Source organism: Sphaerisporangium sp. NPDC049003 (genome assembly GCF_043197795.1).
GTDB lineage: Bacteria > Actinomycetota > Actinomycetes > Streptosporangiales > Streptosporangiaceae > Sphaerisporangium.
In genome coordinates this window covers 52330-66659 of the sequence record NZ_JBICTU010000017.1, presented here as the reverse complement: position 1 = coordinate 66659, position 14330 = coordinate 52330, and the positions used below count along the sequence as shown (strand labels likewise).

Sequence of the window (14330 nt, the reverse complement as noted above, 5' to 3'; positions counted from 1 at the left end):
ATGACGCTGCCCGAGGAGGAGTTCGCCGAGGTCGAGGCGGAGGCCGAGCGCGTCCGCATCCCATCCAGGGCCCGGGTGGTGGCCGCGCGCTTCTTCCGCACCAGGCAGGGGCGGCTGGGCTTCGGCCTGCTGACGTGCATGTTCCTGCTGGCCTTCCTCGGCCCGCTGTTCTACCGCTGGTCCTACACCGACATGGACTTCACGGCGTTCATGCAGCCGCCCTCACCCGGCCACTGGTTCGGGACGCTCCAGACCGGGTCCGACGTGTTCGCCCTGACGCTGCGCGGGGCGCAGAAGTCGCTGATCGTCGGCCTGCTCGTCGCGGTGCTGTCGACCGGGGTCGCGGCGACGGTCGGCTCGTTCGCCGGCTACTTCCTCGGCTGGACCGACCGCACGCTGATGTGGGTGGCCGACCTGCTCCTCGTCCTGCCGGCGTTCCTGATCCTCGCCATCATGTCCCCGCTGTTCACCGGGGGGCGCTGGCTGCTGTTCGTGATCATGCTGGCGCTGTTCCTGTGGATGGTCACCTCCAAGATCGTGCGGGGGATGACCAAGGCGATCAAGGAGCGAGAGTACATCATGGCGGCGCGGTTCATGGGGGTGCCGCCCTCGATCATCATCTTCAGGCACGTCATCCCGAACCTGGCGTCTCTGCTGATCGTGGACGCGACGCTGAACGTCAGCGCCGCCATCCTCACCGAGACGAGCCTGTCGTACTTCGGGTTCGGCATCCAGCCGCCCGACGTCTCGCTCGGCAGCCTGATCGCCGACGGCGGAAGGACCGCGCTGTACGCCCCGTGGTCGTTCTGGTTCGCCGCGGGCGGCCTGGTCGTCATGATCCTCGCGGTCAACCTGATCGGCGACTCCCTGCGCGACGCCTTCGATCCCGGCGCCCGGAGGCCCAGGTGAGCGGCCGGCCGGTGCTGGAGGTGCGCGACCTGGAGGTGAGCTTCGGCGACGTCCGGGCCGTACGCGAGGTCAGCTACTCGGTCGAGGGGGGCGAGGTGCTCGGCGTCGTGGGCGAGTCGGGCGCGGGCAAGTCGGTCACCTCACTGGCGGTGATGGGCCTGCTGCCCCGGCACGCCAAGGTGACCGGCTCGGTGCTCCTGCACGGCGAGGAGCTGCTGGGCGCCTCCGAGAGGGATCTCGCCGCCTTCCGCGGCAGGACCATGTCGATGGTCTTCCAGGACCCGCTCTCGGCGATGACCCCGGTCTACCGCGTGGGAGACCAGATCGCCGAGGCCGTGCGCGTCCACCAGAGGGTGAGCCGCCGGCACGCGGCCGAGCGGGCCGTGGAACTGCTCGACCTGGTGGGCATCCCCAACCCCGGGCAGCGGGCCAGGGCCTTCCCGCACGAGTTCTCCGGGGGCATGCGGCAGCGCGCCATGATCGCCATGGCGATCGCCAACGACCCCGACGTCATCATCTGCGACGAGCCCACCACCGCGCTTGACGTCACCATCCAGGCCCAGGTCCTTGAGGTGCTGAAGACGGCCCAGCGCGAGACCGGCGCGGCGATCGTGCTGATCACCCACGACCTCGGGGTGGTGGCGGGCTTCGCCGACCGCGTGCTCGTCATGTACGCGGGGCGCGAGGTGGAGGTCGGCACCGTGCGCGACGTGTACTACCGCTCGCGCATGCCGTACACCATCGGCCTGCTGGCCTCGGTGCCCCGCGTGGACGCGGGCAAGGAGACGCCGCTCGTGCCGATCGAGGGCAATCCTCCCTCTCTGGCCGAACTGCCGCCCGGCTGCCCGTTCGAGCCTCGATGCCCGATGGCCGTCCCCGAGTGCGTGGCCGCCGAGCCGCCGCTGGCGGAGGTGGCTCCCGGTCACCGGGCCGCGTGCGTTCGCGCGCACGAGATCGGCTCGGCCCCCCCTCCGGACACCGCTCCGCCCCACGCCGTCCCGCCCGGCGTCGTCGCTGAGACCGGCGCCCCCCACGCCGTCCCGGCCCTCGCCGCGCCGCCCCCTGCCGTCCCCTCCGCCGTCCCGTCGTCGCCCGTACGGCCGCCACGTGAGCGGCGCGCCGTGGTGCTCCAGGTCGACGACCTGGTGAAATACCACCCCGTGATGAAGGGCGCGGTCTTCAGGCGCCGGGTCGGCACGGTCCGCGCCGTCGACGGCATCGGCTTCGACATCCGCGAGGGGGAGACGCTCGGCCTGGTGGGGGAGTCCGGGTGCGGCAAGACGACGGCGCTCATGGAGATCCTTGAGCTGTCCAGGCCCGAGCGGGGCCGCGTCGTCGTGTTCGGGCATGACACCGCCGGGCTGACCCCGCGCGACCGCATGGCCGTCCGGCGGCGCATGCAGGTCGTCTTCCAGGATCCCCTCGCCTCCCTGGACCCCCGCATGACCGTCCACGACATCGTGGGAGAGCCCCTGGCGGCCCACGGGTGCAAGGACATCGGTCCCCGGGTGCGTCGGCTGCTCAGGCTCGTCGGCATGGACCCGGCGGACGCCTCCCGCCACCCCCAGGACTTCTCCGGCGGCCAGCGCCAGCGCATCGCCGTCGCCCGGGCACTGGCCCTGCGACCCCGGCTGATCGTGCTCGACGAGCCGGTCTCCGCGCTCGACGTGTCCATCCAGGCCGGGGTGATCAACCTTCTCGAAGACCTCGGGCGCCGTCTCGGCCTGTCCTATCTCTTCGTGGCCCACGACCTGTCGGTGGTGCGGCACATCGCCGACCGCGTGGCCGTGATGTACCTCGGCAGGATCGCCGAGATCGGCCGGGTGGGCGAGGTGTACGGCTCGCCGATGCATCCGTACACCCAGGCGCTCCTGTCCGCCGTGCCGATCCCCGACCCCGACAAGGAGCGAGAGCGCCGCCGCATCCTGCTCGACGGGGACCTCCCCAGCCCCGCGAACCCCCCTTCGGGCTGCCGGTTCCGCACCCGGTGCCCCAAGTTCAAGGCCCTCACTGATGTGCGCCGGGTGCGCTGCGTCGAGGAGGAGCCCGAGGTCCGCCCGTTAGGGGACGACCACGGAGCCTCCTGCCACTACGCGGAGAAGCTCGACGTCGTTTAGCGGGCAATGCCGGACATAGACCTATATATAGGGAGGAAACGTGACTGTAGTCCGGAGGGGACGGCCGGGCGCGGGGGACGCGCGGGGAAGGGCCGGCGCGCCCTCGCCGATCGGCGCGCTCGCGCGCGGTCGCCGGGGCCCGCTGGCGGCCGTCGCCCTTGTCATCACCCTGTCCCTGTCCCTGTCGCTCGCGCTGACGGCCTGCGGGAGCGGCCGGGGCGGCGCGGGGGGCACGTCCACGGGGAAGGTCCCGCCGGCGATCAAGGCCTTCGACATCAACCAGATGCCCCGCGACCGGGTGAGGCAGGGCGGCGTCCTGCACTGGGGGCTCACCGAGTTCCCCACCCAATGGAACCTGAACCACGTCGACGGCAACCTCGCGGAGGTCAAGAAGGTCATCGACGCCCTGATGCCCGCCGCGTTCCGCTCCGACGAGAAGGCCACCCCGGTCCCGAACACCAACTACGTCACCGACGCCCGGGTGACGGCGACCAGCCCGCGTCAGGTGGTGACCTACACGCTGAACCGCAGGGCCCGGTGGTCCGACGGCAGGCCGATCACCTGGCAGGACTACGAAGCCCAGTGGAAGGCCCTGAACGGCGCGAACCCCGACTTCCACGTCGCCGCGACGACCGGCTACCAGGACATCGCGAGCGTCGCCCGGGGCAAGGACGACTACGAGGTGCTGGTGACCTTCGAGAGCCCGTTCTCCGAGTGGCAGTCGCTGTTCTGGCCGCTCTACCCGAAGTCGACGAACGCGACGCCGGACGCCTTCAACACCAGCTGGCTGAACCGGATCCCCGTGACCGCAGGCCCGTTCAAGTTCGCCTCCTTCGACCAGACGGCCAAGACGACGACGATCGTCCGCGACGACGCCTGGTGGGGCGACAGGGCCAAGCTCGACAAGATCATCTATCGTTCGCTGGGCACCGACGCGCTGGTCGGTGCGTTCACCAACGGCGAGCTGGACGTCTTCGACGTCGGACCCTCCGCGCCCGACTACGCCAGGGCCAAGAGCGCCAAGGGCGCGGTCATCCGGCAGGCCGCGGGTCCGGACTTCCGGCACTTCACCTTCAACGGCGACAGTCCCGCGCTCTCCGACGTCAAGGTCCGCCAGGCGATCGTCCTCGGCCTGAACCGCGACGCGATCACGCGGTCGGACCTGCAGGGGCTCGGCTGGAACAGCGCGCTCCTCAACAACCACTTCTTCATGAACACCCAGGCCGGCTACCAGGACAACGCCGGCGCGCTCGGGAAGTACGACCCCGCCAAGGCCGAGAAGCTGCTCGACGCGGCGGGCTGGCGCCGGGCGAGCCCCACCCGCCAGAAGGCCGGCAAGGTGCTCACCGTCCGCTTCGTGATCCCGGCCGGGCTGCAGCTCAGCAAGTCCGAAGGTGAGCTGACCCAGGCCATGCTGGAGCGCATCGGCGTCAAGGTCACCATCCAGTCGGTGCCGAACGACGACTTCTTCTCCAAGTACGTCATCCCCGGCAACTTCGACATCGCGCCGTTCTCCTACATCGGCACGCCGTTCCCGGTCTCCAGCAGCTACGGCACGTACGCGAACGGGGTCAAATCGTCGGACGGCAAGATCCAGTGGAACGCCAACTTCGGCAGGTCGGGCAGCCCCGAGATCGACACGGCGATGAAGAAGGCCTCGTCCGACCTCAACGCCGAGCAGGCGAGGAGCGACGCCAACGAGGCCGACAAGCTGATCTGGCAGAAGGTCAACGTCCTCCCGCTCTACCAGCGGCCGCAGAACTGGGGGGTGAAGTCCACCCTCGCCAACATCGGGGCCCCCGGGTTCTACACCCTCAAGTACGCCGACATCGGCTTCACCGGCTAGCGCCCGGCGCCTAGGCGGGGGGTTCGTCGGGGATGTCGGCGATGTCGTCCAGGGCGGCGGCCAGCTCGTCGGGGTGGTCGCCGATCCGCTCCGCGATCTCCATGAGCACGTGCAGCACGTCGTGGCGGTCGTGCCCGAGGTCGAGCAGGCGCTGGGCCGCCTCCCACAACTGCTCGGGGTCGCCGTCCCACAGCCGCTTGGCGATCTCCTCGTGCCAGGCCAGGTGCTCGGCGTAGTCGGGACGGCCGCGCTCGTCCGCGTGGTCGATCTCCACCAGGATGCGGCGGTCGGCGTCCTCGGCCGGGTGGAGGGCCGACAGGTCGATGTCGCCGTGCGTGCCCTCCAGGAACGGGAACGCGAACGCCCGCCGCGCGAGGGCCGACAGGTCGCCGTCGGGCAGCAGGCGCTCGACGAGGGATCGGTCCAGACCGAAGGTCGTCGGGTCGCGGTATGCCTCGGTGAAGCGGCCCGTCGCCTCCCAGACGGCGTCCAGCGTCGCCCGGACGCCCTCCTCGGGCAGCCCGGTCCTCGGGGCGGCGAACCGTACCCATGACAGCAGCACGTGGGGCATGGCCTCCTGCTCGGCGGGATCGAGCAGGACCTTGCGCGGCAGCCAGTCGAGGAGGAACGTCTCGCACTTGGTGGGGCTCACCCGCAGCGGGCGGTTGAAGTCCTGGTCGCATCCGTAGTCGATGATGTGGTCGGCGCACCGGGACGCCGCCGAGGGGTCCGAGAGGTGCTCGGCCGCGTCGGAGGCCAGGAACTCCGCCGCGAGCATCGCGCGGCGGTCGCGGCTGTAGGGCGCCTCGCTGAAGAGCGGGGCGGGGCGCTTGCGGCCCGGCGGCAACGCCTTGATCCGGGCCCTGGCGAAGGCGTGGTAAGCGCTGTAGCTGTCGCTGACGAGCTTGGGCGACTTGCGGCCCAGCGACTCGGTCGTGGCCTTCATGGCGAACTCCAGCAGCGCCCTTGCCTGCTGCGGCTCGATCTCCTCGAAGCGCAGCATGGGATTGCCGGCGGCCTCCATGCCGGCCTTCTCCAGCAGGCTGTCGACCTGGGAGGAGACCCACGCGTCACGGGCCATGCCCCGCATGTTGTAGTCGACGATCACCACCAGGGCGTGGGAGTCCTCGCTGTGGGCCTCGGGAGCCCGCCCCGCCACGGTGCCCTCGGCGGTGCCGCACCCCGGCGCCTCCCGCGCCGAGACCAGGCCGGCGCCGTCGCCGGCCGGGGCCTCGGAGTCGCGATCGCGCCCGATCGCACCGGAACGGTGGCCGTGACCCGCCGCCCCGGCCCTGCCCGAAGACGCCGCCTGGCCCAAGCCGACGCGACCCTGCGCGGACTGGTCGGGAAAGCCCCGGTAGGCGAAGGTGCACACCACGGTGTCCTGGTCGCCGTAGGCGTCCCTTGAGACGTAGCAGCCCCGGGGTTTGACCGCTCCAACACGCTCGGCCCAGCGCGGCCGCGCCACATCGGACTCCATCAGGGCCAGCGCGGCGCCCTCGGCCTTCGCGGCCTGCCGGGCGGTGCCGAGGTAGGCCACGGCGATCAGCAGGGTCAGCGCTGCGGGCGTGCCCGCCTTGGCGGCGTAGTCGACCAGGCCCTCGCCGAGGAACTCCTCCACGTCGCCCCGGCGCAGGCGGCGGCCCCACCACGCGCCGAGCATGTCGGAGACCATCAGCTCGGCGTCGAGCGGGGTGCGGACGGCGAGCAGCTCGCGGGCCGCCAGAAGCATCTCCGCGAACACGTCGTCCGGCGGCTGGGTGCCCCGGGGGTCTCGTCGTCGTCGGCGGCTCACGCCCCTTACCTTCTCGCATTCCAGGCCCAAACGGTGCACGGAACGCCGCCTGGTGACCCCGCTGTTACCCGGAAGGCCCGACTGTTACCCACATGGGCCTGCGAGTGTCACCGCCAGGGGCCATGTGTGTTACCCGTGCCGGAACCCGGTCAGCCGGGAGGGGCGACGAGGAGCGCGGAGCTGGAGAGAGCGAGCAGGTGCTCGCGGGCGATGCGCTCTACGACGGGCGCGGTGATGTCGACCCCGAGGTGGGCGGCGCACGCCCACACGTCGTCCACACATCGCTCCACGATCTCGATGGGCACGATGAGGAACTCGTCGGAGAGGCGCGCGGTGACGAGATCACGCGGCCCGGCTGCTCGCGATTGGGCTTCGCGTGGTTCGGATACTCGCGGTTCGGCGGTTCCCCAGGTGAAACGCGTTGCTAGAGCAGGCATGGGCGGTTTCGCATCCTCCCGGTGAGCCGGGGGAGATCTGTCCCCCGGACCAGTGCGCTGAGGGGGCGTGCGTTTCCCATTTCATCTTGTATCGCGGAGGTGTCAACCCCTAAGGGTTAGGGGCACATCCGGCACCACACGCCCTCTCCTGTGGGAAGCTGTTCCCCAGCGCGTCCGGTTGCCGGACACGCCGTGCCCTACGGCACGAGGCGTTACCGTGCGGGTCCGAGGTGGCGGAGGGCTGAAGGCTTGGCCGAGGTGGCGGAGACCGGGCAGACCAAGGGGCGAGTGCCGAGAAAGTCGGCCGATCTTGCTGCACACCGCGGCGCGTTTTTGACAGGATGCGTTGACCGCATCGCGGCCGGGGCTTCCGTCCGTGCGTGCCCATCGCCGATGATGTAGTGCAGTTCCGCGCTACCAATCACAGTTATGGAGATGTGCCTCGTGGGAGACCCTGGCACGCGACGGAGGTGCCGACCATGAGCGCCGAAACCTCCGTGCCCCGTCCCCGGGAGTCGGGTGTGGACATCTCAGACCCCGCCCTATTCCAGGGCCTGCTCGCCGAGGCGCCGTTCGCCTTCGCGTTCTTCGACACGGCCGGCAGGTTCCAGCGGGTCAACCAGAGCTTCGCCGACGTCAGCGGCGTGACCGCCGACGATCATGTCGGCCACGCGGCGTCGGAGATCCTCGCCGCCGACCTCTCGGCCCTGATCGACGCGGCGCTGCGCAGGGTCGTCGAGGAGCACCGCGCGGTCGCCAACGGCGACCAGCGCTACCGCACCATGTCCGGCAGCGGTGAGCTGCGGCACTGGACCTTGTCGTTCTATCCGATCCACGGCGACAAGGGCGCGCTGGCCGGGGTCGCCATGTTCGGCGTCGACGTCACCGAGCGCCAGCTCACCGAGGAGGAGCTGCGCCGCAGCGAGGAGCGTTACCGCTCGCTGGTCGAGTCGCAGCAGCAGCTGGTGTGGATCACCTCGCCCACGGGCGCCGTGTTCGAGGACGCCCCGCAGTGGCGGGCCATCACCGGCCAGAGCCTCGAAGAATACCTCGCCTACGGCTGGCTGGAGGCCGTGCACCCCGACGACCGCCCGGCCGCAGACGAGGCCTGGCGCGAGGCCCTGCGCGGGCGCACCCTGTTCGAGTGGAGCTACCGCGTCCGCACCCGGGCAAGCGGTTACCGCCATTTCGAGGTGCGGGCCGTACCGATCATCCGGCACGGCCGGGTCATCGAGTGGGTCGGCGCCAACAGCGACGTCACGCCGCAGCGCGAGGCCGAGGAGATGCGCGGCCGCCTGACCGACCAGCTCGGCGCCGCCGCCCTGCGCACGGCACGCCTCCAGGGCGCCACGGCGATGCTCGCCGAGGCGCTCACGGTCGAGCAGGTCGTGCAGGTCATCATCGACGTCGGCCGCACCGCCCTGGCCGCCGACAGGTCGGCCGTCGCCCTCCTCGACACCGATCGGGCGGCGCTGAAGCTGACCAACAGCGGCGGCCTTCCCGAGGTCCCCGGGGCCGCCGGCGAGGAGATCCCGCTCTCGCAGTCCAGCGTGATGACCATGGCGGTCAACAGCCGCAGGCCCGTGTTCGCCGAGTCTCCCGAGAGCCTCCGAGCCCAGCTCGTGGAGGCGGGCGGCGACGAGGCGGTGGTCGAGGCCTTCCTGGCCCACAGCGACGAGCGGGCGTGGGTGGGCCTCCCGCTGCTGGCCGCGGGGCGGGCGCTCGGCGCGCTCAGGTTCGCCTTCACCCGGCCGCAGAAGATCTCCCAAGAGGACGGCGTCTTCCTGGAGGCCCTGGCCGGGCAGTGCGCGCTCGCCGTGGAGCGGGCCACGCTGTTCGAGCGTGAGCACCGCACCGCCGAGACGCTCCAGCGCAGCCTCCTGCCCGACCGCCTCCCGGTCATCCCGGGCCTGGTGCTGGCCCAGCGCTTCCGCTCGGGCAGCAGGCACGTCCAGGTCGGCGGCGACTGGTACGACGCGTTCGTCCTGCAGGACGCCCGGGTGGCGGCCGTCGTGGGCGACGTCATGGGCAAGGGCGTCAAGGCCGCCGCGGGCATGGGCCGCATCCGCAACGCGATGCGCGCCCTGGCCCTCACCAACCCTCCGCCCGCCGCGGTGCTCACCGGCCTCGACAGGGTCTTCGACGCCACCGAGGAAGAAGAGCAGGTCACGACCCTGGCGTACATGGTCGTCGAGCCCGGAACCGGCGAGGGCACCCTCGCGCTGGCCGGTCACCCGCCGCCCCTGCTGGTGTCGCCTCAGGGCACGGCCGTGCTGTCCGAAGGGGAGCCCGGCACGCCGCTCGGCTGGCCGACCATCCGCAAGCAGTTCCGGTTCTGCGTCCCGCCGGGTCACACCGCGGTGCTCTACTCGGACGGTCTGGTGGAGAACCGCAAGCGCGGGCTCGACGCCGGGCTCGCAGAACTTTGTTCTGTCGTCGGCGAAGCGCCCCCGGAAGTCCTAGGAAATCCACATATGTTGCTTGACTTCCTGGTGGATCGGATGCTGGCGGGGTATGAGCAGGACGATGACGTCACGGTGCTCGCCGTTCATGTGCCAGCCGCCACAAAGAGTGACTGAATGAAACAGTCATAAGGGTTGCTTTCGGGTATCGGTGACCCGCTTCCGTACGCACTACTGTTCCGGTCGGCCTAGGGTGGAGGGCAACCGCTGTGAGGCGGCCGTAAGGACGGCGGGGTCATGCCAGAATGCTGGGCAGGTACGTCGCGGTTCGCACGGCCCACCACCGAAAAGAAGCAAGCGCCCCTAGCGGGCACCTGGGTCCATTCTCACCATGCGTTCGTTCGAGAGGTGTTCGTGTCGCCTGCAAGTTCGACTCGCTCGAAGCCATCTGAGCTGAACGAGCCCGTCATTCAGCGGCTCATCGAGCGTGGGCGCTCGCAGGGTTTCCTCGAGTCTGAGGATGTCCGCAAGGCCTTCGAGGAGGCGGACATCCCGATGTCGCACGCCGCTGGGTTCCTTCGGAACCTCAGCAAGGAGGGTGTGACCGTCGTGGTGACCGCCGCGGACTCGGCGGCGCCCAAGAAATCTCGTGGCCCGGCCAAGCGTCGCACCGCCGCCCCCGTGAAGAAGACCAAGACCGCCACCGCGGCGGCCAAGGAGCAGCCCGATACCGTCACGGCCGTGGTGAGTGGTGCCGGGGGCGAGGCCGCGGCGCCGGCTGAGAAGCCGGTCGCCAAGAAGCCCGTGGCCAAGAAGGCCGCGCCGGCGAAGAAGGCCGCATCAGCCCCTGACGCTCCCGCCAAGGTCACAACCCCTGCCGCCCTCGCCAAGAAGGCCAAGCCGGAGGTCGCCGTGCCCGCGTCGCCATCGCCCAAGATCGAAACCAAGCCCAAGGTCTCCTCCGAGGATGACGAGGACCTCGACATCGAGGGCGACCTCGAGCTCGAGGACTTCGACATCGACGTCGAGGTGGAGGCCGTGGCCGAAACCGACACAGAGACCGAGGTAGAGGCCGAAGTGGAGGTCGAGGCGGAAGCCGAGGCCAAGCCCGGAGCCGAGGTCCAGAGCGACGACGAGGTCCTGATCCTCTCCGATGACGACGACGACGCGCCCGTGGCGCAGGTCGCCGCCGCCGGAGCCACCGCCGACCCGGTGAAGGACTACCTCAAGCAGATCGGCAAGGTCCCGCTGCTCAACGCCGAGCAGGAGGTCGAGCTGGCCAAGCGCATCGAGGCCGGTCTCTTCGCCGAGGAGCAGCTCGCGAACGACGGCGAGAGGCTTCCCGTCGACGTCCGCGCCGAGCTTGAGTGGATCGCCGAGGACGGCCGCCGCGCCAAGAACCACCTGCTGGAGGCCAACCTCCGCCTGGTGGTCTCGCTGGCCAAGCGTTACACCGGCCGCGGCATGCTCTTCCTCGACCTGATCCAGGAGGGCAACCTGGGTCTGATCCGCGCGGTCGAGAAGTTCGACTACACCAAGGGTTACAAGTTCTCCACCTACGCCACGTGGTGGATCCGCCAGGCGATCACCCGTGCCATGGCGGACCAGGCGCGGACCATCCGCATCCCCGTCCACATGGTCGAAGTGATCAACAAACTGGCCCGGGTCCAGCGGCAGATGCTGCAGGATCTCGGTCGCGAGCCGACTCCCGAGGAGCTGGCGCGCGAGCTCGACATGACCCCTGAGAAGGTCGTCGAGGTCCAGAAGTACGGCCGCGAGCCGATCTCCCTGCACACCCCCCTCGGCGAGGAGGGTGACAGCGAGTTCGGCGACCTGATCGAGGACTCCGAGGCCATCGTCCCGGCCGACGCGGTCAGCTTCACCCTGCTCCAGGAGCAGCTCCACTCCGTGCTCGACACGTTGTCGGAGCGCGAGGCGGGCGTGGTCTCCATGCGGTTCGGCCTCACCGACGGCCAGCCGAAGACGCTCGACGAGATCGGCAAGGTCTACGGGGTGACGCGCGAGCGCATCCGGCAGATCGAGTCCAAGACCATGTCGAAGCTCCGCCACCCGTCGCGCTCGCAGGTCCTGCGCGACTACCTCGACTGATGACGGCACGGCTCCCGCCCAGACAGGGCGGGAGCCGTTCGTCATCGGCCCCATGGTGCGAAAGGGCCTTCCTTGGACAGCGCCGTTTACGCAGCCGTAACGTGGCGGTAGCGGCGCGAGTCTTGACGGCTTCTAGGCTCACCGCCCATGGGTGTGATCGAAGTGGATCGGGCGCGTGCTCGGGGGCCACGACCGATCGCAAGCCGTCCCTGGGCCGACGCCGTTCTCGACGACGCGGTGAACGCCCTCGGACGCGGATATCTCGAACCCGCCATTCCCGCGCTCGTCGCGACCCGGGGTGACCCCGAGGTCCGCGCGTTGCGGGTCGAGGCGCTGGCCAAGGCCGCCGTGGGCCTCGCGGGAGGCATCGAGGCCCTGCTCTCGCGCGACCGGGTCAACCCCGATCTGTGGCTGTGGCTCGGCCGCACCCGCGTCGAGGAGGCCTGGGAGATCAAGCCCGATGTCCGGGCGCGGGCCGTGCAGGCCGACCGGGTGCGCGTCTTCCATCAGGCGATGGAGGCGGCGCGGGCCCCGCTGCTGGCGGCCGCCCAGCTGATGCCGGCCGATCCGGCGCCCTGGGTCTCCCTTCTGTGGCTGTCCCTCGGCCTGGAGCGGCCGAAGGAGGAGAAGGACTCCATCTGGTCGGAGGCGTCACGCCGTCACCGCACACTGTTCGCCGCCGGTCTCGCCCGGCTGGTCACGCTGTCCCCCGGCTGGGGCGGCACGAGCCAGGAGATGTTCGACTTCGCCCGGGCCGCGGGCCGGCAGGCCCCCGACGGCGATCCGCTGGCGGCGTTGCTGCCCCTGGCCTACTTCGAGCACGTCGCGGGCGAGCGATCGGGGCGGTCGCGCGCCTGGGTCTCGTACGAGGTGCAGCGCGAGATCACCTCGGCGGCGGGCCGCTGGCACGAGCCCAGGGGCGGCAGGGCGCATCCAAGGGCCGTGGAGGCGCACAACGCCTTCGGCGCGGCGTTCTACCTGGCCGACATGCGGCGGCCGGCCCGAGGGCACCTCTCGCGCACGGGCGGCAGGTTCAGCGTCCTGCCCTGGTCGCACATGGGTGACCCCGAGAAGGAGTTCCTCAAGGCGTGTTCACGGCTGAATGTGATCACGAACGGATAACGACGTCCAGGGTCCAGGGCCTGCCCTTCCTGGGCGGGTCGCCGAGCTCGGTCTCGTGGCCGAGCCCCGCCAGGAGCTCGGCCAGCTCCTGGGGGCTCCGCGGATCGGCGCCGCTCTCGACCAGGGAGCGCGCGACGGCGCCGCGCGTGGCCTTGGCCATGTGGCTCACCACCGAGCGGGTGCCGTCGGTCTCTCTCAGCACGCGCACCGTCGTGGCACGCGAGCCGGGCTGCCAGGCCTGGGCGTACGTCGACGACCTCAGGTCGACGACCATCCCCGACTCGGCGTCGAGGACCTCCGCCAGGGGGGAGCGCCAGTGGGCCGCGAGGCCGCCCAGGGGCGGCAGCCGTACGCCCATGGACAGGCGATAGGGCGGGACGCGGTCGGAGAGCCGCAGCGCGCCCCACAGCCCCGAGAACACGATCACCGAACGCTGGGCGCGGCGGCGCGCCCTCGCGTCGAGGGAGCCGAGCCCGAGGTTGTCGTAGAGCACGCCGGTGTAGAGCCGCGACACGGGCAGGGTGGGGGCGGTGCGCAGCCGCCGGTTCCTGTCGAGCTCACCCGCCTGGCCGGGGGACAGGCCCAGAACCGCGACGGCCTCGTCCTCGGGGCCCTGGACCAGGGCGGTGAGAGCGTCGAGGGCCTTCTCGCGCGCGGAGGTCAGGGCGGGGAAGCTCAGTGAGCCGAGATCCAGGGCGGCCCCCCTACCGCGGGTGGCCTTGCCCTCGGACGGCGGCAGCAGGATCAGCACGGGGCCCGATCCTAGCCTCCCGCAGGTCAAGGGGTCTCCACGGCCCCGGCGTACCCGGCCGGGGAGCATCGGCTAAGGGGGAGCATCGGCTAATCTGCGCCGATGAGCGGGGAGAGCCTTGACTTCGACGACCTCGTGCACCGGGCCTGGCCGGCGCCCTGCCAGGAAGCTCTGGACGGCTGGGTGCTGCGCTACGCCGACGGCGTGACCAAGCGCGCCAACTCGGTGCTTCCCTGGGCCACGCCGGATGATCTGGACAAGGCGGTCGGCGGCGCCGAGAGGTTCTACGCCGAGCGGGGGCTGCCGTGCGTGTTCTCCATCGGCCCGCGCGCGTCGCCCGGTCTGGACGAGGAGCTGGCCGGGCGGGGATACCACCTGGTCGACGAGACGGTCCTCATGGTCGCCTCGACGGCCGTGGAGCCCGCGTCCCCCGCGCACGAGGTGGAGATCCTCGACCATCCGTCGCAGGCGTGGCTCGCCGCCTGGTGGGCGGTGGACGGGCGGTTCGGGGACGACGGCCTGGGCGCGGCCGAGCGGATCATGAGAGGCGTGCCCGCGAGCTACGCCGCCGTCCAGTGGGACGGCGGTCCGGTGGCCGTGGGGCGTTCCGTGCTCCAGGGCGGCACGCTGGGGATCTACTGCATGGCCACGCTGCCGCACGCGCGCCGCCGGGGGCTCGGCCGCAGCGTGCTGCGCGCCCTGCTGGCGCACGGCCGGAAGCGAGGCGCCGGTGAGGCGTACCTCGTCGTCATGGCGACCAACCTCGCGGCCAGGTCGATGTACGCCTCGGAGGGTTTCACGCCGTCGGGCGGCTACCACTACCGGGTGCGGTGACCGCTCCG

General features: G+C 70.9%; 10 protein-coding genes. 7 read left to right on the top strand and 3 right to left on the bottom strand.

The window, feature by feature from the left end:
- From ACGFIV_RS19890 to ACGFIV_RS19880, 3 genes are read left to right on the top strand one after another with little or no spacing between them, the layout of a single operon-like run.
- Positions 1-909 carry an ABC transporter permease gene (locus ACGFIV_RS19890; RefSeq protein ID WP_358553640.1) on the top strand — a complete coding sequence of 303 codons (909 nt, stop codon included), beginning with the start codon at positions 1-3 and terminating at the stop codon, positions 907-909.
- A complete protein-coding gene (locus tag ACGFIV_RS19885; RefSeq protein WP_392836705.1) occupies positions 906-3026 on the top strand; it encodes a dipeptide ABC transporter ATP-binding protein in 2121 nt (706 codons plus the stop codon). Before ACGFIV_RS19890 ends, ACGFIV_RS19885 begins: the two co-directional genes overlap by 4 nt.
- Positions 3027-3066: 40 nt before the next feature.
- Positions 3067-4872, top strand: a complete 1806-nt coding sequence (locus ACGFIV_RS19880; protein WP_392836702.1) for an ABC transporter family substrate-binding protein — start codon at positions 3067-3069, stop codon at positions 4870-4872.
- A 10-nt stretch (positions 4873-4882) separates the two neighbouring features.
- Here ACGFIV_RS19880 and ACGFIV_RS19875 read toward each other — a convergent pair whose 3' ends face one another.
- Together ACGFIV_RS19875 and ACGFIV_RS19870 are read right to left on the bottom strand one after the other, a co-directional pair.
- Positions 4883-6604: a hypothetical protein gene (locus tag ACGFIV_RS19875; RefSeq protein WP_358553638.1), complete on the bottom strand. Its 1722-nt coding sequence runs from the start codon at positions 6602-6604 to the stop codon at positions 4883-4885.
- Between the two features lie 212 nt (positions 6605-6816).
- Positions 6817-7104 (bottom strand): hypothetical protein, encoded by a 288-nt coding sequence (locus ACGFIV_RS19870; RefSeq protein ID WP_358553625.1) that lies wholly within the window; start codon positions 7102-7104, stop codon positions 6817-6819.
- Between the two features lie 479 nt (positions 7105-7583).
- Between ACGFIV_RS19870 and ACGFIV_RS19865 the strand changes: the two genes are divergently transcribed.
- The 3 genes from ACGFIV_RS19865 to ACGFIV_RS19855 all read left to right on the top strand — a co-directional run bounded on the left by ACGFIV_RS19865 (position 7584) and on the right by ACGFIV_RS19855 (position 12737).
- Positions 7584-9683 carry a SpoIIE family protein phosphatase gene (locus ACGFIV_RS19865; RefSeq protein ID WP_392836698.1) on the top strand — a complete coding sequence of 700 codons (2100 nt, stop codon included), beginning with the start codon at positions 7584-7586 and terminating at the stop codon, positions 9681-9683.
- A gap of 237 nt (positions 9684-9920) precedes the next feature.
- A complete protein-coding gene (locus tag ACGFIV_RS19860) occupies positions 9921-11615 on the top strand; it encodes an RNA polymerase sigma factor (protein ID WP_358553623.1) in 1695 nt (564 codons plus the stop codon).
- Between the two features lie 147 nt (positions 11616-11762).
- The gene (locus ACGFIV_RS19855; protein WP_358553621.1) at positions 11763-12737 is read left to right on the top strand and encodes a hypothetical protein; all 975 of its coding nucleotides are present in this window, start codon (positions 11763-11765) and stop codon (positions 12735-12737) included.
- On the opposite strand, the gene yaaA is transcribed toward ACGFIV_RS19855, so the two are convergent.
- Positions 12724-13488 (bottom strand): peroxide stress protein YaaA, encoded by a 765-nt coding sequence (gene yaaA / locus ACGFIV_RS19850; RefSeq protein ID WP_358553619.1) that lies wholly within the window; start codon positions 13486-13488, stop codon positions 12724-12726. The genes ACGFIV_RS19855 and yaaA overlap by 14 nt on opposite strands.
- Before the next feature lie 102 nt (positions 13489-13590).
- Here yaaA and ACGFIV_RS19845 point away from each other — a divergent pair, with 102 nt between their 5' ends.
- Complete coding sequence (locus tag ACGFIV_RS19845; protein WP_392836692.1) at positions 13591-14322, top strand: GNAT family N-acetyltransferase; 732 nt, start codon at positions 13591-13593, stop codon at positions 14320-14322.
- Positions 14323-14330: the final 8 nt, after the last annotated feature.

Bases quoted from the DNA above. Each gene is read 5' to 3' on its own strand.
- ACGFIV_RS19845 (WP_392836692.1), top strand. From the start codon at position 13,591: ATGAGCGGGGAGAGCCTTGACTTCGACGACCTCGTGCACCGGGCCTGG.
- ACGFIV_RS19865 (WP_392836698.1), top strand. From the start codon at position 7,584: ATGAGCGCCGAAACCTCCGTGCCCCGTCCCCGGGAGTCGGGTGTGGAC.
- ACGFIV_RS19875 (WP_358553638.1), bottom strand. From the start codon at position 6,604: ATGCTTCTGGCGGCCCGCGAGCTGCTCGCCGTCCGCACCCCGCTCGAC.
- ACGFIV_RS19855 (WP_358553621.1), top strand. From the start codon at position 11,763: ATGGGTGTGATCGAAGTGGATCGGGCGCGTGCTCGGGGGCCACGACCG.
- ACGFIV_RS19890 (WP_358553640.1), top strand. From the start codon at position 1: ATGACGCTGCCCGAGGAGGAGTTCGCCGAGGTCGAGGCGGAGGCCGAG.
- ACGFIV_RS19870 (WP_358553625.1), bottom strand. From the start codon at position 7,104: ATGCCTGCTCTAGCAACGCGTTTCACCTGGGGAACCGCCGAACCGCGA.